17 protein-coding genes are annotated in these 25,355 nt (G+C 42.7%); 7 read left to right on the plus strand and 10 right to left on the minus strand.

From position 1 onward, the window contains the following. Positions 1 to 39 precede the first annotated feature (39 nt). The 3 genes from BDD43_RS02170 to BDD43_RS02180 form a co-directional block, all read right to left on the minus strand. Positions 40 to 4,518, minus strand: a complete 4,479-nt coding sequence (locus BDD43_RS02170) for an efflux RND transporter permease subunit (RefSeq protein WP_121196100.1) — start codon at positions 4,516 to 4,518, stop codon at positions 40 to 42. 38 nt (positions 4,519 to 4,556) lie between these two features. Next, the gene (locus BDD43_RS02175) at positions 4,557 to 5,648 is read right to left on the minus strand and encodes an efflux RND transporter periplasmic adaptor subunit (RefSeq protein WP_121196101.1); all 1,092 of its coding nucleotides are present in this window, start codon (positions 5,646 to 5,648) and stop codon (positions 4,557 to 4,559) included. A 588-nt stretch (positions 5,649 to 6,236) separates the two neighbouring features. Next, the gene (locus tag BDD43_RS02180) at positions 6,237 to 8,603 is read right to left on the minus strand and encodes an outer membrane beta-barrel protein (protein ID WP_162846957.1); all 2,367 of its coding nucleotides are present in this window, start codon (positions 8,601 to 8,603) and stop codon (positions 6,237 to 6,239) included. Positions 8,604 to 8,827: 224 nt separating this feature from the next. Between BDD43_RS02180 and BDD43_RS02185 the strand changes: the two genes are divergently transcribed. From BDD43_RS02185 to BDD43_RS02215, 7 genes are all read left to right on the plus strand, one after another. Then, positions 8,828 to 9,862: a sensor histidine kinase gene (locus tag BDD43_RS02185; RefSeq protein ID WP_121196104.1), complete on the plus strand. Its 1,035-nt coding sequence runs from the start codon at positions 8,828 to 8,830 to the stop codon at positions 9,860 to 9,862. Further along, positions 9,859 to 10,563, plus strand: a complete 705-nt coding sequence (locus tag BDD43_RS02190) for a LytR/AlgR family response regulator transcription factor (RefSeq protein ID WP_211339643.1) — start codon at positions 9,859 to 9,861, stop codon at positions 10,561 to 10,563. Before BDD43_RS02185 ends, BDD43_RS02190 begins: the two co-directional genes overlap by 4 nt. Positions 10,564 to 10,845: 282 nt before the next feature. Continuing rightward, on the plus strand, positions 10,846 to 11,496 hold the full coding sequence (locus BDD43_RS02195; protein ID WP_121196106.1) for a FadR/GntR family transcriptional regulator: 651 nt from the start codon (positions 10,846 to 10,848) through the stop codon (positions 11,494 to 11,496). Between the two features lie 11 nt (positions 11,497 to 11,507). Further along, the gene (locus BDD43_RS02200; protein WP_121196107.1) at positions 11,508 to 12,341 is read left to right on the plus strand and encodes a sulfite exporter TauE/SafE family protein; all 834 of its coding nucleotides are present in this window, start codon (positions 11,508 to 11,510) and stop codon (positions 12,339 to 12,341) included. Between the two features lie 18 nt (positions 12,342 to 12,359). After that, positions 12,360 to 12,761, plus strand: coding sequence for a DUF1634 domain-containing protein (locus tag BDD43_RS02205; protein ID WP_121196109.1), 402 nt, complete (start codon positions 12,360 to 12,362; stop codon positions 12,759 to 12,761). A gap of 393 nt (positions 12,762 to 13,154) precedes the next feature. After that, positions 13,155 to 14,060: a LytR/AlgR family response regulator transcription factor gene (locus tag BDD43_RS02210; protein ID WP_121196110.1), complete on the plus strand. Its 906-nt coding sequence runs from the start codon at positions 13,155 to 13,157 to the stop codon at positions 14,058 to 14,060. A gap of 119 nt (positions 14,061 to 14,179) precedes the next feature. Then, entirely contained in the window at positions 14,180 to 15,325 is a 1,146-nt protein-coding gene (locus BDD43_RS02215) for an acyltransferase family protein (protein ID WP_121196112.1), read from the plus strand. Positions 15,326 to 15,778: 453 nt separating this feature from the next. Here BDD43_RS02215 and BDD43_RS02220 read toward each other — a convergent pair whose 3' ends face one another. The 7 genes from BDD43_RS02220 to BDD43_RS02250 form a co-directional block, all read right to left on the minus strand. After that, on the minus strand, positions 15,779 to 16,135 hold the full coding sequence (locus tag BDD43_RS02220; RefSeq protein WP_121196113.1) for a hypothetical protein: 357 nt from the start codon (positions 16,133 to 16,135) through the stop codon (positions 15,779 to 15,781). Positions 16,136 to 16,148: 13 nt separating this feature from the next. After that, the gene (locus BDD43_RS02225; protein ID WP_121201854.1) at positions 16,149 to 17,285 is read right to left on the minus strand and encodes a TlpA disulfide reductase family protein; all 1,137 of its coding nucleotides are present in this window, start codon (positions 17,283 to 17,285) and stop codon (positions 16,149 to 16,151) included. 136 nt (positions 17,286 to 17,421) lie between these two features. Further along, positions 17,422 to 17,877, minus strand: coding sequence for a RagB/SusD family nutrient uptake outer membrane protein (locus tag BDD43_RS02230; protein ID WP_121196115.1), 456 nt, complete (start codon positions 17,875 to 17,877; stop codon positions 17,422 to 17,424). 121 nt (positions 17,878 to 17,998) lie between these two features. Next, positions 17,999 to 19,525: an IS1182 family transposase gene (locus BDD43_RS02235; RefSeq protein WP_121195523.1), complete on the minus strand. Its 1,527-nt coding sequence runs from the start codon at positions 19,523 to 19,525 to the stop codon at positions 17,999 to 18,001. Between the two features lie 62 nt (positions 19,526 to 19,587). After that, positions 19,588 to 20,553, minus strand: a complete 966-nt coding sequence (locus BDD43_RS02240) for a RagB/SusD family nutrient uptake outer membrane protein (protein WP_121196117.1) — start codon at positions 20,551 to 20,553, stop codon at positions 19,588 to 19,590. Between the two features lie 10 nt (positions 20,554 to 20,563). Continuing rightward, the gene (locus BDD43_RS02245) at positions 20,564 to 23,941 is read right to left on the minus strand and encodes a SusC/RagA family TonB-linked outer membrane protein (RefSeq protein ID WP_162846958.1); all 3,378 of its coding nucleotides are present in this window, start codon (positions 23,939 to 23,941) and stop codon (positions 20,564 to 20,566) included. 229 nt (positions 23,942 to 24,170) lie between these two features. Then, complete coding sequence (locus tag BDD43_RS02250; protein ID WP_121196120.1) at positions 24,171 to 25,289, minus strand: FecR family protein; 1,119 nt, start codon at positions 25,287 to 25,289, stop codon at positions 24,171 to 24,173. Positions 25,290 to 25,355: the final 66 nt, after the last annotated feature.

The following is a 25,355-nucleotide window of genomic DNA, read 5'->3' on the forward strand; positions in this document are numbered from 1 at the left end:
ACCGCCGATTGGTGAAATACAAGCTGGCCTAAAAAGATTTTAAAATATGTGCCCCGTTGCTTTGTAATAACCGGCAACTGCGGTGAGGTATTCGAAAACGCTTTGGGTATAATCGTTATCTGCCTGAACCAGCTGCAATTCTGCATCGGCAACATCGGTGTATTTGGCGAAGCCCTTTTGCCACCTTGCCTCAATAAAGGCCAATGCCTGTTGCCTGGCAAACCTGATGTTTTGCTGGCCTTTTACTTTTTCGGTATTTTCGGCGATAGCCAGGCGATTATTGCGAACTTGCAGATTCGCCTGGTTCTCCATTAAACTGCGCTCGGCAATTACCTGTTCCAGTGCAAATTTGCTTTGTTTCACCCTGGCATCCGTGCGAAACCCAGTGAAGACGGGTATACTCAATTGAATACCCACATAAAAACTGTTGGGTACATTATAACTGCTGAAATCAAAATTATCCGATTGTGCCTGTAGAGAATACTGGCTCACAAAAGCCAGTGAGGGCAAATATTTTGACTGCTCATTTTTAACCTGCTGGCGCGCGATTTGTGTTTTCCAGTCGTTGACCCGAAAATCTGGTCTTTTGGTACTAATTAATGCCGTGTCATTCACTACATTGGTTAACTTACCTAACAGTTCCGTACCCACGGTATCTGTAAGCTCGATCTCTTTATCCAGCGATAGATTTAAAAGAGATTTTAGGTAGTTGCCGGATTGCGCTACAGCTGTTCCCGCTTTACCATTGTTGATCTTCATCAGCTCCACATTACTCCAGGCATTAAGGGTGTCGCTTTTATTGGCATAGCCTTTACCGAATAACAGGCGGCTGTCTTTGAGATTGCGCTTTGACCGGTTTAAGGCGGCATTAGTCAACACCAGGTTCTGTCGGGCAATTAAAATATTGAAATAAGCCTTCCTGATCTCGTCTGCCAGTTCCCAGCAACTGAGCTCCAGGTTTGCATTATTAAGCCCCTCGTTCAAATGCGCGGTCTTCACATTTCCGCTAACCTCTTCATTAAAAAGCGGCATACTTACGTTAATATCTCCTGTAAAAGCATTTTTGGACGAAGAAGTTATCGGCTGGAGGTGTTTATCGTCATAGGTGATTTGCGAAGCAGCATTAACACCAAATGTTGGGAGAAAGAAAACCGATGGTTTAATGTTTCGGGTATAGTCTGCCGTGATCCCCACCTGCGGATACTGATAAGACTGTGCTTCTTTTAAACTATACTTTGCTTTCCAGGTCTCGATCTCTGCCAGTTTAATCTGCTGGTTGGCACTTAAACCCGTAGTAACTGCCTGTTTTAAGGAAAGCGTAATTTTTTCTTGTGCATAGGCGGTACTGGCACTATTTAAGCCGATTATTAAGCCAATTATAACCGGTGCCACTATCCCTGTTACTTTTTTTACAGATACCTTAGCCCACAAATTCCCCAAGCCTGTTTTCAGCCTAACCAGCGTATTATAAACCACAGGCACAACCACCAGCGTCAAGAACATACTGCTGCTCAGCCCGCCAATCAGTACCCAGGCCAGGCCGCTGCTGAATGCCGAGGAAGCACCATTTGCAAGTGCCAATGGCAACATACCAATCACCATAGCCAATGTAGTCATCAATATCGGGCGGAGCCTGGCTTTACCGGCTCCAATCAGCGCTTCGTTTACATTAGCGGTTGTGCCTGTATCATCTTTTAGAATATCATTTGTTTTATCAACCAGCAAGATCCCGTTTTTTACTACCAGGCCCATCATCATGATTAGTCCGAATATGGAAAATACATTCATGGACCTGGCGGTAAGCGCCAAAGCCAGCAGAGCACCTGAAATAGCCAGCGGAATAGAAAAAAGGATCACGAAAGGGAACAGCCAGTTATTGTAAAGGGTAACCATGATCAGGTAGATCAGGATGAAGGATACCAGCAGGGCCATACCCAGGTTGGTAAAGGAATCATCCTGTAATTCCAGGTCACCTTCATATAATACTTTGATACCTTTACCCACCTGGAGTTTATCAATCTCTTTTTTGAGATCTTCACCCACATCCCCCACCGGCCTGCCCGAAACCTGGGCCAATAAAGTGATACTGGGTTGCTTATTCCGACGCTCAAGGTCCGAAGGACCCGATTGCGGAACAACTTTTGCAAACTGGCTTAAATACACCAACTGGTTATCTGCATTGATAAAGGTAAGCTTCGTTAACTGGTCTGTTTTATTACGGTCATTAACATCCAGCTGTATCCGGGTATTCGTTTCCTTGTCCTTGTCGCGAAATTTCAGCTGATCATTGCCATAAACTGCCATACGTAACGCATCGCCTACCGTTTCCGTGTTTAAGCCCAATCTGGCCATTTTATCACGATCTGCAACCAGCTTCAGTTCCGGTTTACCTAAATCGGAAGATAATCTCGGGCTAACCAGTCCGCTTACGCTGCGGATAGCATTTAGGATAGCTGATGCCGCGGAATTCACACTATCGCGGTTGGTTCCGGTGATCAGCAATTGTACCGGTGCCTCGTTTGCGCCAAACAGGCCTATAGGTGAAACCCTGCTTTTAACACCGGCAACCTCCATAGATAATGCCTTCAGGTGCCGGGATAATTGGGACAGGCTTTTCTTCCGTTCCGTTAACGGCACAAGGGTCACATTAATCGTTGCAACGTTCGAACTGTACTTTTCATTAAAGCCATCGTTCTGGTATCCTATATTAGAAAACACTTTGGTTACCTCCGGAATCGCTTTCAGCTTATTTTCAATAATGCGGACTGTTGAATCAGTTTCGGCCAGTTTGGTGCCGGGCTGCAGATCGACGAACAGGGATAGTTCGCCCTTATCTGCCGCGGGGAGAAATTCTGTACCAACAATATTGGAGGTAAGCAGTAATAAGGAGCTGCCAAAAACACCCATGGCTATGATACCTATCACAATTTTATGGTTCAGCCCCCAATTAAGCAGCTTGCCATATCCCTCGGTAAGCTCATGCATTCTGGCTTCAAACCAAATACTTGCCCTGCCAAAAATTGTTTTCGTGCTTAAATGTTCCAGTTTGGCAAATCGCGAAGCGATCATCGGTGTAAGCGTAAAGGAAACTACCAGGCTCGACAGCGTAGATACAACGATAACCAGCGAAAACTCCTTAATTAAGCTGCCAACAAGGCCAGGCACCAGCGCCATTGGTAAAAACACCACCACATCAACCAGCGTGATGGATAAAGCTGCAAAGCCAATTTCATTACGCCCATCGAGCGCGGCATCCCGTTTGGCCTTTCCTTTTTCCAGGTGGTGGTAGATATTCTCCAACACTACGATTGAGTCGTCCACCAATACGCCTATTACCAGGCTCATCGCCAATAAAGTCATCAGGTTAAGGGAATAATCCAGCGCATACATCATAATGAAAGCACTAAAAAGAGATGCCGGTATGGAAACCAGAATGATGAGCGAGTTGCGGATACTGTGTAAAAAAACCAGCATCACGAGTGCAACCAGCAGGATGGCGATACCCAGGTCATCATATACCTGGTGTGCGGCCTCCAGCGTAAACTCCGAACTGTCTTGAGCTACATTGAATTTGATCTTTTTACCGGCGTATTCCAGCTCGATCTTGTTTAGCTCTTCCCGGACTACTTTTGTCACCTCCGCGGCATTGGCTCCGGATTGTTTATTGATAAACAGTGCTATGGACGACTGGCCGTTAAGACGGCTGCTGATTTCTTCATCCTTATGGCCGATCTGTACCGTAGCAACATCTCTCACACTCAGACTGCTGCCATCGGGATAGTTTTTGATTTTTAAATTACCTACCTGGTTGGTATCTGTGAGTTTGCCGCCCAGTTTAACGCCAAACTGCGCGTCGTTATCTTTGATCGTTCCAACAGGGTAGTCTGCGTTTGCCTTGCGGATCGTTTCATAAAGATCGGTTACGGATATGCCGTTGCTTATCAGTTTATCCTGTTTAGCCAGTACTTTAATCTCTTCGGGTGTACCACCAAGAATTTTCACCTTGCCAACACCCTTAATCTGGGCCAGCCTCGGTTTAAGCTGGTTATTAACCAGGTCATACAATTCGGTTGGCGTAACGGAGGCGGTTACCGCCAACTTTAAAACCGGAAGATCATTTACATTAAATTTTTCCAGCACTGGTGCCCTAACACCTTCGGGAAAGTCCGCGAGGGTGCCGTTTACCGAATGCTGTACTTCCTGCATAGCCAGGTCAGGGTCTGCATCGGCCATAAACTCAATAGAAACCACAGACAGATTATCTGCCGATAGTGAATTAACCTTTTTGCTTTTACTCACACCGGAGACTGCATCTTCAATTTTTTTGGTGACACTGTTTTCCACATCCTCCGGCGACGCGCCGGGGTATGCCGTAATAACCGTAATGGTTGGCGTAGCCAGGTTGGGCAATAGTTCATATTTTAAGTTCTGGTAGCTGATGACGCTCAATCCACCCAGGATCAGAAAGAATACGATAAATAAGATCGGCCTTTTAATAGCCAGTCCGGTAATACTCATAAAAATAAATTTGGAGTGATGAAAATTGATAAAACAGCTTAATTATTAACCGTAAGCCATTGCAACTTTTTGCCGGGCTCCACATTAAGCAACCCGGCTGTCATTATGGTATCTCCGGCTTTTAGTCCGCCTGATACACTCAGGTAAGTATCGTATTCTTTTCCGGTAACAATAGGCGTGAGCACCGGGTACTGTGAATGGTGAATAAGATAGACGGCTGATTGTTTATGATCGGTAATTAAGGCGCTCCTGGGTATTACTAATGTGTTTACCCGCTCATCTTCACCAAAGGCCACCGAAACATTCATGCCAGCTAAGAGCCTGTTGAGCTTGTTATTAACAATCCTGATCTCCACCGGAAAGGTTTTGGCGGCTGAGGCCACGGGGATAATGGCCGATATTTTACCGGTAAACATTGTGCTCGGGTAGGCATCTGCCCGGATAGTTACCGCGCTGCCCTTTTTCAGCCGGGCAACTTCAGTTTCCTGTACAAAAACATTAACCAGCACATCATTCAAACAGGCAATTGCCCCCAGTGTGGTACCGGGCGTAACATATTCACCCTGGTTAATCTTCTTATCGATAATCGTTCCGCTCTCCGGGGCCAGTATCAAGGTCTGGCCAACCTGCTTTTTACTAATATTGAGCTGAGAAGCGGCATTCTGCATTTGCAGCCTGGCGTTCTCCACCTCGGCTCCCGAAGCATTTCCTGAATCCTGAAGTTCCTTCAGTTTTACGTAATCACTTTTTGCCTTGTTATAGGTATCCTCACTTATCTGATAGGATGAAAAGCGTGTTGATTTATCCACCTTAACTAAAATGGAGCTTTTAGCCACGGTATTCCCTTTTTCAATCGCCGAGTAAACAACTCTACCATCAGTTTCCGCAGTTAGCGTAACAATTTTCCCCGCTTCCACAGCCCCCCTATAGGTAAAGCTGCCGGAGAAATTCATTGCTTTAACTAAAGTTGCCTGGGCTGCATAGCTAACCGGCTTTTGCTCCTGTTTGATCTCATTTTGAACAGCTTTTTGATTGCTTTTTAGTTTATACACTATAGCAACAATAACCAGGGCGGCTATGCCTGCGAAGATCATTTTTGGATAATATTGTTTTATTGATTTCTGGTACATTTCGCAAAAATTTTAATGCAAAAATGTAGCAGGACCAAGGATTATTTTATTTTAACTTACCGAGTTGAAGAAATTGGGCACCGAACTTAATTTAAATGCTACCCAACTCAAAAAAATTCAGGTTTGTTTAGTGACTTGTTTAACAAATTAGATATTCCGGAAGCCGGGCTGTGGTTTTAACCCGCACTTCTATTGAAGTACGGGGGTTTGGGAAGAGGAAAATAGGCCACAAACATGCTATCCTTATTTGTGGTGAGGCTTTCGGCTTTACCTGCTCCAATGAATCTTCATGATTCAGTTTCTACAATTGGGTTGGAACTCCCTCGGCAGATATACCGATCACTTCATCGCCTTGCACAATTCTCACACAAGTTATAAAAGCTTCAAAATTGTGTGAGAAACAAAAAACCCACACTTGCCGAAGCGTGGGTTAAGTTATTGATTTTTAGGCACATATACCGGACAGGATTCGAACCACTTTGTTGACTAAATGAAATTTTTGATCTTATTCGGTGAATAAATTAACAAATGATTTGGCTATTGGTTTAACCTACACTGATAAAATGAACATCAATCAAGCTTGGCATATTACATATTTAAACGCCCTTTTACATCATCATGATCGCGCTCTTTATGGGTAGTTGGTTTCGAACCAAACTTGTACGATAAGCTTAACGTAACCTTCCTGCTATCGTAACGGCTGTAACCCGTCATACGTAAAACGCTTGCATTTGTATTCAATGTATATCCGCTACCGTTAAAAATATCGTTAGCTCCCAGTTTTATATTCAATTTTTTGTTGATAAAGGCTTTGGATATACCTGCGTTTACCATAGATGTATGACCGATTTGATATAACCCATAAACGGCTGATGAATTGTAAATACCAGTCAGCTCAGCCTTAAAGCCTTTTGGTAATGTGAAAGTATTCATCGAGTTTAAGTTATAACTAAACTGACCGCGGCTGTAATCACCACCACCAACGCTATTGCTGTAGTAAGAGCTATATAACCCAACCAGTGTATTATTACTGCTCCACCAGGTAGCAAGCTGAACGGGTAATACCAGGCTCAGGTTATAGTTTTTAGAATTGGCAAAGTTGGCTTTGGTTATGGTCCATACCTGTGTTTGCACATCCTGAACAATAAAATCGGTAATGGCGTTTTTGGTGTACATATAGCCTAAAGTTACAGCTATGTTCCCGGCCGAACCGGTCAATTCAAAATTCTGGCTGTAGGCAGGTTTCAAATCCGGGTTACCTTTTTCCTGGGTGTAACGGTCAATCGGCGTAACAAAAGGGATCAGCGAAGTATAACCTGGGCGGTCAACCTTGGCAGCATAAGTAAAGGTAAGTTCTTTGTTACTGCTAAACTTTTCATCCAGCGTCAGGCTGGGGAACAAATCAAAGTATTGTTGCTGTATGCCTGAACTACTTAGGTTAGCATGAGTTTGCTCGGCGCGGATACCGGCTTGTATTTTCAACTTATTAATCTGTTTACTCAGGTCCAGGTAAGCTGCGGCAATATTTTCGTTGTAGTTGGTGGTACTTAAATTGGGGATATTGCTGAGCGAATTAACCTGCATACTGGTTGATAAGTTTGACGAGCCTGTGTACATATCCTTAACACCGGCCTCAAATACAGTATTGGTATCCAGCGGAAGCGTATAATCTGTTTGGAAGGTGGATACATTGAACAGCGTATTGGTGCGTGTGGTTGCTGAGCTATTTTGTGCCGGGTTGTTACCACTCAAATCCAGTAGCTGAGCGTTCATATCCTGGCGGCTCAGGCCCTTGTAATGTACCTGGTTAAAATCTACGTTCAATAACTGGCCCTTGCTGTTCAGCTTGTTTTGATAAGCCATATCGTACAGCGTAAAGTTGTAATTGCCGCCCGGTGTACTATTGGCTGTCAATACCGAATCAGCCTTGGTGCTACTAAAATAGCTAGTAGCCGTAGCGCGGTTGTTAGATTGAATGTACGAACCTTCAACCGAAGCACTTAAGGTGCTGGTTTTGGTTACATCATAATCAATACCCAGTTTACCGGTTTCAACAACGCCATGCGTCCAAAGTTCGGTTGGGGTTTGCAGTTGCTCGGTAACGTTGCCCGTGGTTAAGGAGCGGTTAATTGCTTCATTCCTTCCGCCTTTAGCATCTCTCAAATTGGCAGTACCATACACGTTTACTTTGCCTCTGCGATAATTTAACGATACACCACCGCTGTATTTACCGTAATTACTGCGCCCCGCTGTTAAAGTGGCAACACCGTTAAGCCCTGTAGCTGTACCTTTTTTGGTGATGATGTTGATAATGCCACCCGATGCCGAAGCATCGTACTTAGCCGATGGATTGGTGCTCACCTCAATACGCGCTATGTTTTCTGCCGGGATGCTTTGCAGCAAATTGGCTATCGTTTCGCCGGGAATTATTTTACCGTCCAGCATGATCAATACATTGTCTTTCCCTTTAATGCGGATGTTGCCGTTTAGGCCTACGTTTACCAGAGGCGTCATGCCCAATAGTTCTATGCCGGTATTACCAACGGCAACAATGCTGTTCTCTACGTTGAACACAGTTTTATCGGCACGGTGCTCAACTAAAGGCCTGGTTGCTTTTATAGTTACTTCGCCTAAGCTGGTGGTTTGCGGGGTGAGTGAGATATTGATGGTTTGATCGGTTGTGTTCAACTCAATAGCTACTACTTGTTTGCTGTAACCCATTTGTTTGGCCGATAATAAATATTTGCCTGCTTTTATCTTTTCGAGACGAAAGCTGCCGTTATCACCGGCAAGGGTACCTTTTACCTGGCTCGAATCGGCTGCTCTTAGCAGGCTCACTGTGGAGTAGGCAAGAAGCTGGTGGGTTTTAGCATCGGTTATAATACCGCTTATATTTTGGGCGAATAGCAGAGAGCTTACTAATAATAATGCAAGGCTGACGAATATTGATTTCATGTTGTTTGGTTGATTATGCCTCAAAACAACAGGATACGCGTTACTATATAGAATGATATTGACCAATGCCATTGAACAGCGTACAAACACCCAAATCCGGCTGATGATAGTATAAATTATTTGGCAATAGTAGTTTTATCAGCCAAAAACATAGTTTTGTCCGCGGCCGATAGCGTTTGGTCATTAACAATCGCTTAAGCGCAGTAGTTAAAGCAAATTTGAATATGGAAAACAAAATAAACCGGCAACGCCTTTACCTGCATGCGTTATTTGTACTGCTCATTTTTACCAACCAATCCATATTCTCGGCTATTTACGCTAAAAACTATCACTTCAGCTGGGCGAAAGATTTTCAGCCGATGTTGATATTGTTCTATTTGCTGGTAGTTTCTTATACCTATTTTATCGCTTTTGTAATATTAAACCTTAAGCCATTGTGGGTGCGGTTTGCCGGCATTATGGTTGCTTTCTTGTTATTCCCGCCACTGCGTTTCCTGGTCGACCAGCGGATCAGCGATTGGCTGTTTGGTGTTACCGACTATCCAAAAACCCAAACATTCGGTTTTATCTTTCACGATAATCTTTTCTTTTCGTTCATTGTGTTGCTTTTAGGCGTGTTCCTTAAATTTATGGACGACTGGTTCATTCACGATCGGATCAAAGCCACTTTAGAGAAACAAAACCTGCGCCTTGAGCTTGATTTCCTTAAATCGCAGGTAAACCCACATTTTCTGTTCAATACGCTCAATAATATTCAATCATTCATTGTACAGAATAATAAACCAAAATCTATCGAGCTGATAGGTCGCCTGTCCGAATTTATGCGTTTCGCCTTATATGAGTGCGATGAAGAATACATTGACCTTGATAAAGAGATCGATATGCTAACCGATTATGTGGAACTGGAGCGGGTACGTTGCGATGACCGGGTAAGTATCAGCTTTATAGCAACCGGTGATTTTGATGACCTGCAAATACCGCCTTTGTTATTGATGCCTTTTGTAGAGAATGCTTTTAAGCATGGAGCCGATAACCAGCTGGATAAAAGCTGGATAAATATAACCATTACACAAAACAACAATAAGTTACAGTTAAACGTGAGCAATAATTTTGTGGCCGATAACAGCGCGGAGAAAGCCGGAGGCATAGGCTTACAAAACGTAACTAAAAGGCTAAGGCATTACTTCCCAGGCAGGTACAGTTTGCTGGCAGCGGCAAAAGGTAATATTTTTGAGGCCGACCTATCTATAACCTTATGAGAGTGATCAATTGTATTATTGTGGATGATGAGCCACAGGCCCGCAAACTAATGGAAACCTTTGTTTCGCAGTTGGGCGGCTGGAAGATACTACGCATTTGCAGCAACGCTATTGAAGCCTTTGAGGCGCTGCAATCCTTACCGGTTGATGTTATCTTTCTGGATATTAAAATGCCTACCATTACCGGGATAGACTTTCTAAAATCGCTGAAAAACCCGCCAATGGTGATATTCACCACCGCCTATAATAAATATGCGATGGAAGGCTATGAGCTTAACGTGGTAGATTATTTGCTAAAGCCCATCTCCATGCACCGCCTGCTGCAAGCCGCGGAAAAAGTAAGTGACCGTTTAAAAGAAAAAACTGAAACTATCGCACCTGCTTCCGAAGCCAGCTACATGTTTATTAAGCATGATAATAAACTGGTGAAAGTAAACTTTGCCGATATTTTATATATTGAAGGTATGCAGAACTTTGTACGCATACACACCGAAGCCAAACCATACCTTATTACCCATACCATGAAAGCGATGGAAGAGATGCTGCCTCAAAGCATGTTTTTCAGGGTACATAAATCATACATCGTAAACCTTGATGCTATAACTACTGTTTTCGGTAACACCATTGAAATAGGTAAAACCGAAATAGCGATTGGCAGTAACTACAAGGCCAGTTTTATGGCAAAGATAGGAGGAAATTAAGTAGCACAGCAATACGCATATGTACCAGGGTTCTGAAACGTCTTCACCTATTGTACCCGAGAGTTCTAAGCCGCTTTGAAGCGACATGTCAATTACTTTTATGTTTTCTTAACTGGGCTTTGTCGCTAATTATTTAATTAGGCCCTCCTCATTCAAAATTATCAAGTATTTGTCAGCCTCGGGTAATTGTGCTTGTTTTTTTGAGTCACCCTATAATTTATTTACACAAACATCTGATGTTTAAATAAAACATCGTATGTTTGTGTATTGAAATAGGTCACTATGGAAAATCAAAAATTATCAGAAAAAGTTTCGGCGCGCATCAGGCAGGAAATTCTGGACGGCAGATATAAAGCCGGAGATAAAATACCTGCCGAACCCGAGTTGATGAAAACCTACGAAGTTGGTCGCTCCAGCATACGCGAAGCCATAAAAAGCCTCGCGATGGCTGGCATCCTGAAGGTGCAGCAAGGTTTGGGCACTTTTGTAAACGAACTCCAACCGGAGGAAAACATGACCCAACGCCTACGCGTGGCTGATTTCGACGAAATTAATGTCGTGCGTAAACTGTTGGAGGAAGAGATTGTTAAACTGGCCGTAGAGAACCACACCGCAACCGAACTATCTGAAATAGAAAAACATCTTAACCTTCGTAAACAAGCTATTATTAATGAGGACCGGCAAGCCTGTACCAATGCAGACATCTCGTTTCACATGGCAATCGCTCATGCTTCGCATAACAAGGTACTCGCCGAATTGTACCAAAATTTTTCTTATACCATACGGGCCTTTTTTACCAAACGCGAGGCTCAGGGTATTGGCCATTTTGCAATAAGCCATCACCTCCACGAAGATCTTTTCAGGGCCATTAAAGCAAGGAGAAAAAAACAGGCGCAGTACATTATACGGGAAATACTCGGCAATAACTATTAAATCAAAATACCATGACTATTCTAACATTCACATTAATATTACTGGCCGGTGCTTATCTGGCCGGGCTGGTTGGCTCCTTAACTGGTTTGGGCGGGGGCGTAGTGGTTATCCCCTTGCTTACCCTGGTTTTTCATGTAGATATACGCTATGCCATTGGTGCGGCGCTGCTGGCTTCAATTGCCAATTCATCAGGCGCGGCCAGTGCCTACGTTAAGGAGGGCATAACCAATATACGCCTGGGCATGTTCCTGGAGATAGCCACCACTGTGGGGGCTGTTGGCGGGGCGGTAATTGCGGTTTATACGCCAACCAATACCATTGCTATTCTTTTCGGTGTCATCCTGCTTTTCTCAGCCGCCATGACTATCCGCAAAAAAAACGAGGAAGCTTTGGTAAACGGGAGCGCCCTGTCGTTTAAATTGAAACTAAATAACAGCTATCCAACCAAAGAAGGCAAAGTATCTTATCAGTTAAAAAATGTAGGTGCCGGGTTTTCTATTATGGCACTGGCCGGTGTAATGTCCGGGTTGCTGGGTATTGGTTCGGGTGCATTAAAAGTTCTGGCTATGGATTCCACCATGCATATCCCTTTCAAAGTAAGTACTACCACCAGTAATTTCATGATTGGTGTTACGGCTGCGGCAAGCGCAGTAGTTTACCTGCAACGCGGATACATGGATCCCGGTATAGCGTTCCCGGTGGTATTGGGCGTGCTGGGCGGCGCATTTACCGGCTCAAAACTGCTCTCCCGTTTAGATCCTAAGGTACTGAAATATATTTTTTGCCTGGCAATTTCATTTGTGGCGGCAGAGATGATTTATAATGGCTACAATCACCAGTTTTAATCAAATAATTTGATCGTGATGAAAAATTTAATTTCAAAATTACGCTTCGCCGATAAAGACATCGAACAATTTATTGGTTTACAACTCCGTTATGGCGTTATCACGTCGAGCCTTGTGGTACTCATTGGCGGGTTGTTCTATTTAAGCCAGTCCGGACAATTGCCCTTGCCGTCTTATCATCAATTTATTGGAACCAAGGTTGGGTACACCAGCCTCGGGCAGATTCTTGTCGGTGTAAGGCATTTTCAGGCACCGGCTATCATTCAACTTGGCGTAGTAATTTTAATTGCCACGCCTATTTTAAGGATTGCATTTTCCTTGTTAGGTTTTGTACTGGAGAAAGACAAAATGTATATCCTGATTACCACCATTGTATTAACGGTGATGCTTGCAAGTATTTTTGGAGGATTGAAAATTTAAATCTCTAAAATAGAAGTTCACCCGATTGCTGGATCAATAAAAAGGTTTTGTAAATTATATCTATTGGTAAGCTCATGTAATATTTGTGCAAATCTTGTGCAAACAAAAAAACCCACTCGCCAGAGTGGGGTTAAATCATTGATTTTGAGGCTCCCCAGACTGGACATAATTCGAACCACTGGGTGGAGCAATTGAAGATTTTAAATCAATTTTAATTGGTTTGGTATGGGCCATTCCTGCCAATCTCTTCTTCAAAAATCTATTAATGCTGAACTCGTAATAAATGCAAAGATAATCCGGCATTGTTTTTAAGCCACAATACACATCTCCATAACTAAACAACCTACATAAAAAACGATATTTTTGATGCGTGGCCAGACAATAGCTTAAACTATGGAAATTTATATTAATCGAGAACATTTACTTAAGGAGATCGAGTATCCAAGTCGCTACCTTCCTGAAAATTTGCTCAAAACTTCGGCTGTTATCTTTGGTATTATTCTGCTATTCCTTTTGTTATTTAAGCCATTTGGCGTGTCTGCGTCGGAACAAAGGATAAACTATTTCTTTATATGCGGTCTTCACGCTTTGTCACCAGCAATAATCATTTATACTTATTTTGGAATGCTTAATTATTTAAGAGAGAGGTCACAGGTTAAAAGCTGGACCTTATTTCAGGAATATGTGCAAATCGGAGTTGTCCTCCTTTTAACTGGCTTTGTCAGCTTTTTAATGCGCGACATTGTTTATAAGAACACATATAATTGGTCATGGTATTATTTATGGGAGGAAGTAAGGAACAGTTTGATAGCGGGTAGTCTTTTTTATTTTCTTTTCAGATTAACCGGTTTCTATTTTCAATCTAAAAAAGGATCTCCATTTGTGCTGCAATTTATTCCGCTGAATGTTGAACCGGCAAAAACCGTTACCCCATCTTCACTCTTCATCAAAACACAAGTTAAACAGGAAGATTTTAGTTTGTGTTTATCCGATTTGCTTTTCGCTAAAGCAGACGGTAATTATATCGAACTGACAAGTTATAGAGATACCCAAATTACTACTGAACTCAAAAGAATTTCACTTACACAGTTTGAATCGCAAATTTCTGATCACCCTTACTTCTTCCGCTGCCACCGGGCTTATTTAGTTAATATGCTCCGTATCGAAAATGTGTCGGGAAATTCCCAGGGTTATACGCTTGCTTTCAAATCTGCCGAAACAAAGGTGCCTGTGTCAAGGGCACAATTGGATAGTTTTAACCGCCTGTACACCCAGCTTCAGCAGTTGTACAGCGCGTAAGCTTGTTGTTCATCACAAAGGTTTGTTAGTGGTAACAAGCGGTTAGGATGGTGTTTTTGTTGTTGTAGGTTTGCCCTCAGTAACGGGTTAATCTGTCAATCTTAAACAACAAATCTATCATGCAATCAACAACAGCATTGCCATCCGGCCAATCCAACAAGTTATTTTACATTGATAATATCAAAATACTTTTAACAGTGTTAGTGGTACTCCACCACCTGTTTATTGCCTATGGCGCTTCGGGCGGCTGGTATTATATGCAGAAAACAACACACATTGGTGCACTTGTTCCCATGACCATGTTTGTGAGTACAAACCAATCTTTTTTTATGGGCTTTTTCTTTCTGCTGTCAGCCTATTTTACAGGCCCCTCGTATGACAGAAAGGGAGCCGGGCAATTCATTGCCGACCGTCTGCTGAGGCTGGGTATACCTTTGTTGTTCTATTCTTTCATCCTTTCACCCTTTATCAGTTATTTGGTTTATTATTTTGCCAAGGGGCATCACATTACCTACCTACAATATCTGTCCGGATATGACACATGGATAGATCCCGGTGTAATGTGGTTTGTGGCTGCCTTATTGATTTTTACTTTAATCTATGTGGCAGTGCGAAGCTTGGTCAAAATTACATTTAAGAAGTCTTTGCAGATACCTGGCATTGGTGCCATACTGCTGTTTGCTGTTGTATTGGGCATAATAAGCTTTTTGGCAAGAATAATGTTTCCGGGTGGATGGGTGCTTAAACCATTAGGGTTTCAATTGGGGCATTTTCCACAATACATTGCGTTGTTTATTGTTGGGTTGCTGGCCTACCAAAATCAATGGTTTGACGGCTTGTCTGAACGGACGGGAAAGCACCTCAAATGGTCTGCATGGCTTTGTTTATTATTCTTTCCGGTGTTTTTCATTATCCGGGTCAAATTAAATATGCCGGTAGCCTGGTACTCGGGCGGTTTTCATTGGCAGTCATTACTATATGCCGTTTGGGAACAATGGATAGGACTGTCTATCCTGACGGCATTATTGAGCAGCGGAAAACGGTCATGGAATACCTCATCGCCGTTATTCGGTAAATTATCCCGCTGTTCTTTCGCGGTTTATCTTTTTCACCCACTGGTCATAGTTGCGCTAACCCTTGCGGTAAGAAACTGGGCGGTTGATCCAACTATCAAGCTTCTGCTGGTTGCTCCTTTAGCTGTATTGGGCAGCTTTTTGCTGGGTACATTTATTTTATTGATTCCGGGAGTGAAAAGGATTATTTAACATCCAAATTTTCCAATTGAAGTTAAGCCAGCACAAATTGAAGTTATATGAAGTCGTTTGAATGTCCCAGACTTTACATTTTTAGAACAAATGCGCGTCTTGAATGATTTAAAGCCATCATGATCTTTCCTGAGGCTGGGCTCGAACCAGCGACCCTCTGATTAACAGAGAAATGGTCGACCTCTATATCGGGTTAAGGATGAATAAGTTATGTCAATCCATTTTTGCGTTGTAAGGTATTCGAAACATCTCACACAGCAACAATTCATACCTTTGCGGTATACCCAAATTTAAACATACTTTGCTGTACTTGAAAATCTTAATTAGATAATGATAATTTATACTCCCATATTTTCGCATAATAGGTTGCATCATTGCTGGTTCGAGCTCAGCCTCATAATCTTGAAAATCAGAAAGCTTTTAATACAGTTTAAGTCTGCTCAATAGTTATCGTCAGTTCTGAAAGTCTAACTCTTTCATTCCCCAATAATTTCCGCCCAGCCTATGCAAAATTTGTGTTAATTCCAGACTGTCGCGGTATTGGATATTAATAGTCATCATTAAAAGGGATTCACCATTTTTAAAAAGTTTAGCCTCTTTCATTACCTGTGGATTTAACGAATAATTTGATAATAAGGCGAGAATCTCAGCAACCTTGCTTTGATCTGCAAGGATTGTTAAATCTCCGCTAATCAGGCTATGGTATTTTTGATCACTCAGTTTTGTTGTCGAACAGCCTGTACATACAGAAATCAGAATGAGAAGAAGGGCATAGCCCATTCTCCTAACCTTAAATGTCTTTTTTTTCATTGGTACCCTAATTTCAGTGACCAAAAATTTCCTGTAGCTTCTGACTAAGCTCTTTTCCGTCTAAATTTTTTCCAACGATTTTACCATCAGGTCCGATCAGAAAATTTTGTGGTATTGCCCTGATGCCATAAAGTTTTGCAGCTTCGTTTTTCCAGAATTTAAGATCTGATACCTGAGTCCATTCCAGACCATCGGCTTTAATCGCTGCAAGCCACTCGTCTTTTTTTCCAGCGCGGTCCAATGAAACGCCAAGAACAGTGAAATTTTCTCCCTTGTAACGCTGGTAAGCTTTTACAACATTTGGGTTTTCAGCCCGGCACGGGCCACACCAGGAGGCCCAAAAATCAACTAATACATATTTGCCACGAAAGCTGGATAAACTCACCGGTTTATCATTAACATCATTTTGTGTAAAAAGCGGAGCCATTGCGCCAATAGATGTTATTTTGGCCATGTCTATCGTTTTCTCAAACGCTAACCCCGCCTCACTACGGCGAATATCTACAGACAGGCTGTTAAATAGTGGCAAGATTTTTTCAACATCGATGATCGGACCTGCAACCTCAACAAGAGCCAAATAACTGATGTAAAAATCAGGATGTATCTTAATAAATTGGATTTGCAGAAGCTCCCTTTCTTCAGCTGTCTTTTTATATAATTCACTCAAATTTTTACGAAAAGTGCTGTCCTTACGCTGTTCAGGCGTGGCAGCAATAGAACGTGTAACAAGCGACTCGAAGGTTTGCTTATTGGCAGATAAAAATGCTTTATAGATACTGTTTTGTTGGTTAATACGAGAACCACTAATTATTCCGTGTTTGATGGAATCACTTGCGGTTACATTGGTATTTCCGTTTTCAAGATAAAAAGCGAGTATATCCCTTTTATCTCCCAGTTTAGAACGCCCACCACCCGTATGATCCAGAGTAATACTAGCCTTGGAAATGCCGGACAGGTGGCCGCTAAACTCAAAAGTGCCGTTGCTGGAATTCGCTGAGTCAAGTACAGACTTTCCCTCGCTATCGTAATACAAATATGCTTTTAATGGCTTATTCAAGTCGCTAACCTGAGCCTTTAAGAAGAATTGCCCACTTTGAGCAAGTGTAATTAAAGGGAAAAACAAAATGGTTGCTAAAAATATTTTTTTCATGATGGGATGCATCGTTAAATGATTGTTGATGATTCTTTTAAAATCAGTATGAGTAAGTTATTGGATAAGCAACCGGCATAATAGTACGACCAGGGACTGGTATAGCTGCCCCGGTCATACTAAAAGAAACAGGTGCTTAATAACCTGGATTTTGAGTCAGATTACTATTGTTTTGTATTTCTGTTTTTGGAATAGGGTATAAAGCGGCATTAGCTGTCCATGTTGTTTTTAATGCTCCTAAAACAGCATTAGCGCGTCCTGTCCTTCTCAGGTCATTCCACCTGTGCCCATATTCACCAAACAACTCTATCCGTCGTTCCTGCTCAATAGCCAACAAAATATCAGGTTGAAGTACCGCCGTAGTATTAAGCAGGCCGGCCCGGGTCCTGATCACGTTAATATCGGCAATAGCGCCGGCTAGATTACCCTGCTTTGCCCTGGCTTCAGCACGTATCAGGTATTGTTCGGCCAAACGCAGGTAGGTAACATACTCGCCTGTTGCGGTTGTATTTGTAAGCTTTTGTTTATATTTAGAAAAATAGTAATATGGCGTTCCCTGGTAAATTGTTGAGGCCGTCTCATAAGCAATTATGAGGCGGTTTTTTTATGGAATATATTTGGATTGTGCTATTAGGGGCTGAAGCTCTATTGTGCAGATATTTCGTTTCTGATCGATTCTAAGAGCGTTTTTTGGAAAAAGGGGGCGAAAAGCCTCAGGCTTTCCACTTTCTGAGGTTATGAGCGATGGATAACAGGCCTATTTCGACCTCGGTTTTGGACATGCCTTTCAGCAGAAAGCGCCTGAAGCCATGATTATGCTTCAGTTGGGCAAATACCGGTTCCACATCGGCAGGCCTTCGCTTTCGGTATTTGATGCCCTGTTCTGTATTTAATCTTTCCTTTGCTTCCTGCTTGTGTTTTCTCAGGGAATGGTTCACCTCAACGATCCGGTTGCCCTGCCCGCTATGGCATACGCCACGCATGGGGCAGTTATTACAATTCTTTGCCTGGTAACGGCTGATCAGCTGTACATGGCCCGATGTGGTTATTCTTTGACCATCACCGATATGTGCCATCCGCTGGCCCATCGGGCAGGTCAGGTAGTTTTCCCCTTCGTTGTAATGCAGGCTGTCATTACTGAACGCTTTGATGCCTTCCTTTTGTTCTTTGTCGAACGTATTGTACTTGATATAGGCTTCGATGCCTTTTTGCTGTAAGATGCCGTAGTTCTCGTCTGAACCGTAGCCGGCATCGGCCACAACTGCTTGGGGAAGTGTGTTGTATAGTGCTTCGTATTGGTCTATGTGAGATGGCAGGGTCTGATAATCGGTAGAGGTTTGATGCAGGCTGTAGTTAAGGATGAACTGATCTTGTGTGGATATTTGTAGGTTATATCCAGGTTTAAGCTGCCCGTTCAGCATGTGGTCTTCCTTCATCCGCATAAAAGTCGCATCCGGGTCGGTCTTTGAAAAGCTGTTACGGATACCTAACTGCTTTTCCTGCTGGTCATAACGTTCCAGGTTTGCAGGCCAGTTCTTTCTGGCATAGTTCAGCTTTTGTTTGACCTGCTTGCTTACTTCTTCCTTGTCGTTCAAAGCGGCATCGATCTTAGCTATGGTTTCTTTTACTTTTTCAGGGTTGATCTCTTCAAAAGATATTGGCGTGGTATCTTTTAGTTCTTCTGCCGCAAGGCCTTGCGCGTACTTCCATAGTTCATCCAGCTGGCTTTTGATCTTCTCTTTACTGTTCTTGATGCTTTTGCCCCATACAAAGGTGTATTTGTTCGCCACCGATTCGATCTTGGTGCCATCGGTAAACACAGTCTCTTTAAGCGAAACGATACCCTGTTCTGCCAACAGCAGTACAATCTGAGAGAAGATCTGCTTTAAGATACCCGACAGCTTTTCGCTCCGGAAACGGTTTATGGTATTGTGATCGGGCTTCTTCATCCCCAACAGCCACATAAAGTGGACGTTCTGTGCCGCCTGGTCTTCCAGCTTTCTTGATGAATAGGTATTGGTCAGGTAACCATACACCAGCAGTTTCAGCATCAGCCGCGGATGGAAGCTTGATGCCCCGCCGCCTTTATACTTGCGGTTGATCGGTTTAACGTCTATCAAGTCAACTACTTGTTTGACTATGCGTACCGGGTGGCCCTCAGGTACTAACTCCTCCAGTTTATACGGTAAAAATGTTAACTGGTCAGGGTCATATGGCTTAAAAACTACTTTCGCTCCCATGCCTTTAAGTTAACAAAAATCACTCTAAAATAACAAGAGGCTGCCTCACTTTTGAGACAGCCTCATCTGCGGTCGCCCGATTCAAATGCTTTAAACAGGCTACTGCTTAATTGATAATCCGGAATGGTTGTAATATCCAATGTAAAATACTGTCCCTCGGTAGTATATCCCTGGCCCGCGGTGCCTGATGGAGAAGCATCGAATTGCAATATGGCCTCCGTATTATTTTTTACAAAGATACCGCCAAGGTTAGCAGTAGAAAGTAAGCTAAATGACGGGGCACTAATTACAAAAGTAGCGTTTGCTTCGGCATTTACCCAGTCGCTGTTATAAAGATAAACCCTTGCCAACAAGGCAGCTGCAGCATATTTATTGGGCCGGGTGCGCTGACTTGACGAGTAGGAGTAATCTGCCAGTAAGGAGGCTTTGGCGTCGGTTAAATCACTAATAATTTGTTGGTATACCACAGCTTTTGCACTGCGGGAAAGCGAATTGCTAATCGCCCGGTCGGGAGTTAGTGGCATCGGCACATCTCCCCATAAATTCACAAGGTAAAAATAGCAAAGCGCCCTCATAAATTTCGCTTCACCCAAGGCTTCAGTTTTCATAGCATCGCTAATGCCACCTGTACTGTTATTAATGCCGGCTATAATGGCATTGGCTTGATAAACTGATGAATAGCAGCTGGTCCACATAGAGGATACGTAACCATCGTCTGCCTGAACTGTATTCTGGATAAAAGCATCAAGGCTGGAGCCGGAAGTAGTATATTGGGCTTCATCTGCTGAACAGCCTGTTAAAAATGACATGGAGAATTGTAAATCGTAAGATTTACTGATAGCGAAGGAATAGTACATACCTGCCAAAGCAGAATTTACCGTATTGTCGCTGGTGAAAACGGTAGCCGTAACCAATTGATTGCTGGGCGCACCAACATCAACGAATTTTTTGCATCCGCTGATTAATACACACACTAACAAAACCAGTTGGCAGATAATTAGTTTATAGGTGATTTTTATAGTTTTCATATCGGATATTTTAGAATGAGAAGTTAACACCTGCAATAATTGTACGTAGTGGCGGGATATTACTTGCCGGGGTCTCCGGATCGTAACCCTTAAATTTGGTAAAAGTGAGCAGGTTTTGGCCTTGCAGGTAGAAGCGGGCCGAACTCATTTTTAAGCTATTAACCCAGCTATCTTTAAAAGTGTACGAAAACGCCACATTCTTTAACCTTAAATAAGCGCCATCGCTAAGTACGGCGTCAGACTGGATGTATTTAGTATAGCTGTTATAGGCTGTGCCATCCGTATTGATCCCGAAGGTGCGCGTGGCTATTTTTCCGTTTGTTTGCTTAAATAAATCGTACATATAACTGGACATGTTTACCGCGTTGTATCCCGGAGGGGCAGTTCCGGCATAATAATCTATACCGTATTGTATGCTGTGCCCGGTAAATTGCAACATGATGTCTAACTGGAAATTTTTATACCTGAAGGTATTGCTCATCCCGCCATAAAAATCCGGGTCGGTTTTACCAACGGCCACCTTATCGCCCAAGCCATAAGCGGCCAGGCCGGTTTCGGAGGTGCGTGTAATATTGGTTGAACCACTATTGTTGGCATCTTCTATCGTTGGTAAATTAGTAGTGGGTGAAAGGCCTGTGTAATGATAAGCATAAATGGTGCTAAGCGACGACCCTACTACCAAAGAACTGGTATACAGCGTATTTTCTATACCAGGGAAGGATAATAACTTACTTTGTACAAAGGAGATATTGAAATTAGTAACCCAGTTGAAATTTTTGCTTTTGAAATTCTGGGTAGTTAAAGTAAACTCAAAGCCTTTTTTCTCAATGATAGCGGGTAAATTGCCGTAATATGAGCTAAAACCTGTAACCGTACTTTGAGGGATGCTCACCAGTGAATTATTCACCCTGTTGCGGAACCAGGCACCTGTTAAAAGTATCCGATCTTTTAAAAACCCCAGGTCAAGTGCAAATTCCAGTTTTTTATTAACCTCCCATTGCAGGTCAGGGTTGGCAAGTGAGTTTGGCGCCAGGCCAGTTGTACCATTATAACCATACAATGTGGTTTTATAAGAATCCAAATAAAGGTAATTAGGGATCTGGTCGTTACCGGTAGAACCGTAACTTGCCCTTAGTTTTCCATAACTCAATGCCGGAAGCGCATTCTTAAAAATGTTCTCTTGCGTGAATATCCAGGCACCGCCAACAGAACCAAAGTTTCCAAAACGTTTATTAGCACCAAACTTGGAAGAGCCATCCCGCCTGTAATTGACATTCAGGACGTATTTGTTTAACCAGTTATAGTTAGCACGTCCGAAAAAAGACTGATATTTATATTCGGAATTAAAATTGTAAACATTAACGGAACCCGCACCGGCACCCGAAATTGAACCTAACAATGCATCAGAGCTGTAATTAGTGGCCACTACATAGATAGGTTGGTCGTATTGATTATCCTGAAAAGTCGCGCCCGAAAGTAAATTCAGTTCCCCGCGGCTTATCTTCAGCGTGTAATCTATCTGTGGTTCCACATTCCATGTTTCCACATCATTTTGCTGGCGTTTGGCCGATGGAAGCGTACCTGATAAAGGATTGATACTTTGCGAGTAAGCAAGGTCCTGCGCATCGGAAACCAATTTATTATAGGATGTATTCAATTTAATATTCAAGCCCTTTACCGGTGTGTACTTCAGCAGGATGCCGCCGATAAGATTGTTATTTTTAGCTGAATATTTTTGGTACATGTATTTCAGCGGGTTTTCATACTGTAGCGAAGAAGTATTGAGGTTAAACCAATATAAACCTGTGCCTGCGGCATTATATAATGGAAAATTAGGTGCCTGGCTGAAAGCTACAGCGCCTAGGTCTGTCGTAGTTGACTGCCTGGCCACGTTATTATTCTGGTCGAGCGCTAAAGTAGCAGTGATATTTGCTGTAAACTTCCGGTCTAACGAGTTGTGTTCAACTGCTAAATGCGCGCTCCCTCTGCTATATTTATAATCTCCGGGTATTACCGTTGTTTCGTTATGATAAGTACCGCTCAAAAGGAAATTGGTTTGGCTGTTCCCTCCGGAAAACGTGGTGGAAGCATCTGTAGCATGGGCAGTTTTCCCCATTAATAATTTTTGAAAATCGGTAGATTTGGTGGTATCCCATACCATCAAATCGGGCGCGTTAGTAGTCGTTGGGGTAGCACCCGAATTGGCAAATGCTTTGCGCCTGACTTCCAGATATTGTGCAGGCGTCATGTCAGATACCTTGTGCAGGTTGGCCACATCCGATATGCCGTTACTGAAATTAACGCTCAGCTTTGTTTTACCTGATTTTCCTTTTTTCGTGGTAATTAAGATTACTCCGTTACCGCCCCGGCTACCGTAAATAGAAGTAGCATCGGCATCTTTCAATATTTCAATACTTTCAATATCACTTGGATTAATAATATTTAAAGGGTTATTACCAAAAGAAGGTTTCAGGTAGCCTACAGTATTGCCACCCGCTGTATAAACAGGTTCTGAAAGAAAGGGAACACCATCAACAATATATAAGGGGGCTATGCCTGTGGCAGGTATAGTGTTGCCATTGCCATCGGGAACAGATGGCAAAGATTTGGCTGCCCTGATCTGTACATTGATGGCTGCCCCGGGCGTACCGCTATTCTGGGTGATGAGCAGGCCGGGTACCTGACCTGATAAAGCCTGCAGTACATTGGTCACTGGTTGTTTAGCTATTTCTTCAGCAGTTACCTTTGCAATAGCACCGGTACTAATACGCTGACTGGTTTTTTGTCCGTAAGCCACTACCTGAACTTCATCGAGCTTGGAGGTGCTCAACTTCATCGTCACAATTATATTAGCTGTCTTTTTTTCTTTTACAACCAGTTCGTATTTTTCGTAACCAATATAATTAAATGTCAGCACATCATTCTCATTGATGTCATTCAAATTGAATTCACCATTCAGGTTGGTTACCGTTCCTTTTCCGGTTCTTTTGTTGATAATGGTTACACCGGGTAGCGGGGTGTTTTCACCGATTACAACACCATTGATGTGCATCGGCAAGGCTAACATTTGGGATACTTTCTCTAACAGCGACAATTCCTTTTTAGAAACGATAACTGATTTGTTTTCGATTTTAAATTCCAGCGCTTGTCCTTTAAATATCTGGTTCAAAGCATCATTCAGTTCAATATTCTCTACGTTTACACTAACAGGTGCGGAACCTTTGAGTGTTGACGCAGTGAAAAGAAAGTCGTATCCGGTTTGTGCTCTGATTTGATCAAATACATCTATTAAAGGTGAGTTTTTTGCCGTTAACGTGATCCGTTGTGCATAGGAGCTTGCGCTCACCTGTACAATAGCTGTTATTAAAATCAGAGTAACTAACTTCATGATCAACAGTAATTTATTTACACAGCATGGCCGCCGTGTAATATTCTTAGGGTAAAATTTGTACATTTGTTATGGCAGGGTTAATGCGTTGGGCCTATTCATTTTCCAGATGGTGCAGGCTCTTCGCGGTTGATTAATAATTTAATTGTAAAGTGATCCAGCTTTAGTCATTCCGGCTCCACCCGGGATGACTTTTATACTTGGATTGCTAAATGGAGTTAAGTATAATTTATCCGGTTACAACAATCCTCCTTCCTTCAATTTTAAAGTGTACACCTTTAGTTTGCTGTAGCATTTCTAAAACTTCACTGATCGTTTTATACTTAGAAATTGTTCCATAATAACCTTCATCAGAAACAGCCCCATCGTATTTAATATCTACATCGTACCAGCGCGATAGCTTATGCATAACACTCCTGATATTTTCGTTATTAAACCTGAAATAACCGTTTTTCCAGGATACAGCTTCTTCAATGTTTGCATGATCGAGTTTGGTAATCCCTCCTCGTTCATTCACCTGTGATTGTTCTCCAGGTTTCAATAATGCCACCTTTCCAACGCTCGATATTCTTATACTGCCCGTTAATAGTGTTGTTTTGACTGTTGATTCATCAGGATATGCATTGATATTAAAATGCGTTCCCAACACTTCTACGGTTTGCTTCCCCGTGATTACGAGGAATGGCTTGGCTGCGTCATGTGCTACTTCAAAATATACTTCTCCAGTAATCTCCACTTTCCGTTCACTCTCTTTAAATGCAGTAGGGTATTTTATAGATGAAGCGGCATTAAGCCAAACCTGTGTTCCGTCGGCTAAGGTGAGCCGGTATTCGCCGCCCACAGGAGTTGTCATGGTGTTGTAGAGCGGCACATCGGTACCTGGTTCCGTGTTAGTGTAAATCACTTCACCGGTCGCCGTTTTTTGCACCTCGGCAGAGCCCTGCATGGCTAATAGGCCATTTTTGGCATTATTGAGGACTAATTTCTTGCCGTTACCCAAAATCAACACCGCTTTGGTGCTTCCAGGCACAATTTCATGCTTGATACTTTGTGCAGTTTGTAATGGCCTCTGTCGTTTTTCGAAAAAATAAAATCCGGTGTAAAGAAATAACAAAACCGATGCGGCGATAGCAATACGAGGCCAAATTTTAGTTGTTTGACCTATCTTTTGTTGAGGAAGCTTATCCCAAATTTCTTGTTCCAGCTTATCGTAATCTGGTTCTGGAAGCTGATCTTCCCGAGCGGATAGTTCTTTTGTATACCAACTTTCGACAATGATTTTTTCTTCCGGTGTACAATTTCCCGATAGATATTTTGCAATTAGTGCTTTGGCTCTGTTGTGTTCCATAAATGTCCTTATTTAAAAAGGCTCTATATGGATAAGACGGTTAAGTAAGGTACTTGTGTAATAGGT

Origin of the sequence: Mucilaginibacter gracilis, from assembly GCF_003633615.1 — a bacterium.
GTDB lineage: Bacteria > Bacteroidota > Bacteroidia > Sphingobacteriales > Sphingobacteriaceae > Mucilaginibacter > Mucilaginibacter gracilis.

Coding starts and splice junctions, on each gene's coding strand:
- BDD43_RS02185 (WP_121196104.1), top strand. CDS start 8,828: ATGGAAAACAAAATAAACCGGCAACGCCTTTACCTGCATGCGTTATTT.
- BDD43_RS02175 (WP_121196101.1), bottom strand. CDS start 5,648: ATGTACCAGAAATCAATAAAACAATATTATCCAAAAATGATCTTCGCA.
- BDD43_RS02190 (WP_211339643.1), top strand. CDS start 9,859: ATGAGAGTGATCAATTGTATTATTGTGGATGATGAGCCACAGGCCCGC.
- BDD43_RS02205 (WP_121196109.1), top strand. CDS start 12,360: ATGAAAAATTTAATTTCAAAATTACGCTTCGCCGATAAAGACATCGAA.
- BDD43_RS02250 (WP_121196120.1), bottom strand. CDS start 25,289: ATGGAACACAACAGAGCCAAAGCACTAATTGCAAAATATCTATCGGGA.
- BDD43_RS02245 (WP_162846958.1), bottom strand. CDS start 23,941: ATGAAGTTAGTTACTCTGATTTTAATAACAGCTATTGTACAGGTGAGC.
- BDD43_RS02170 (WP_121196100.1), bottom strand. CDS start 4,518: ATGAGTATTACCGGACTGGCTATTAAAAGGCCGATCTTATTTATCGTA.
- BDD43_RS02240 (WP_121196117.1), bottom strand. CDS start 20,553: ATGAAAACTATAAAAATCACCTATAAACTAATTATCTGCCAACTGGTT.
- BDD43_RS02225 (WP_121201854.1), bottom strand. CDS start 17,285: ATGAAAAAAATATTTTTAGCAACCATTTTGTTTTTCCCTTTAATTACA.
- BDD43_RS02200 (WP_121196107.1), top strand. CDS start 11,508: ATGACTATTCTAACATTCACATTAATATTACTGGCCGGTGCTTATCTG.
- BDD43_RS02210 (WP_121196110.1), top strand. CDS start 13,155: ATGGAAATTTATATTAATCGAGAACATTTACTTAAGGAGATCGAGTAT.
- BDD43_RS02195 (WP_121196106.1), top strand. CDS start 10,846: ATGGAAAATCAAAAATTATCAGAAAAAGTTTCGGCGCGCATCAGGCAG.
- BDD43_RS02180 (WP_162846957.1), bottom strand. CDS start 8,603: ATGAAATCAATATTCGTCAGCCTTGCATTATTATTAGTAAGCTCTCTG.
- BDD43_RS02235 (WP_121195523.1), bottom strand. CDS start 19,525: ATGGGAGCGAAAGTAGTTTTTAAGCCATATGACCCTGACCAGTTAACA.
- BDD43_RS02215 (WP_121196112.1), top strand. CDS start 14,180: ATGCAATCAACAACAGCATTGCCATCCGGCCAATCCAACAAGTTATTT.
- BDD43_RS02220 (WP_121196113.1), bottom strand. CDS start 16,135: ATGAAAAAAAAGACATTTAAGGTTAGGAGAATGGGCTATGCCCTTCTT.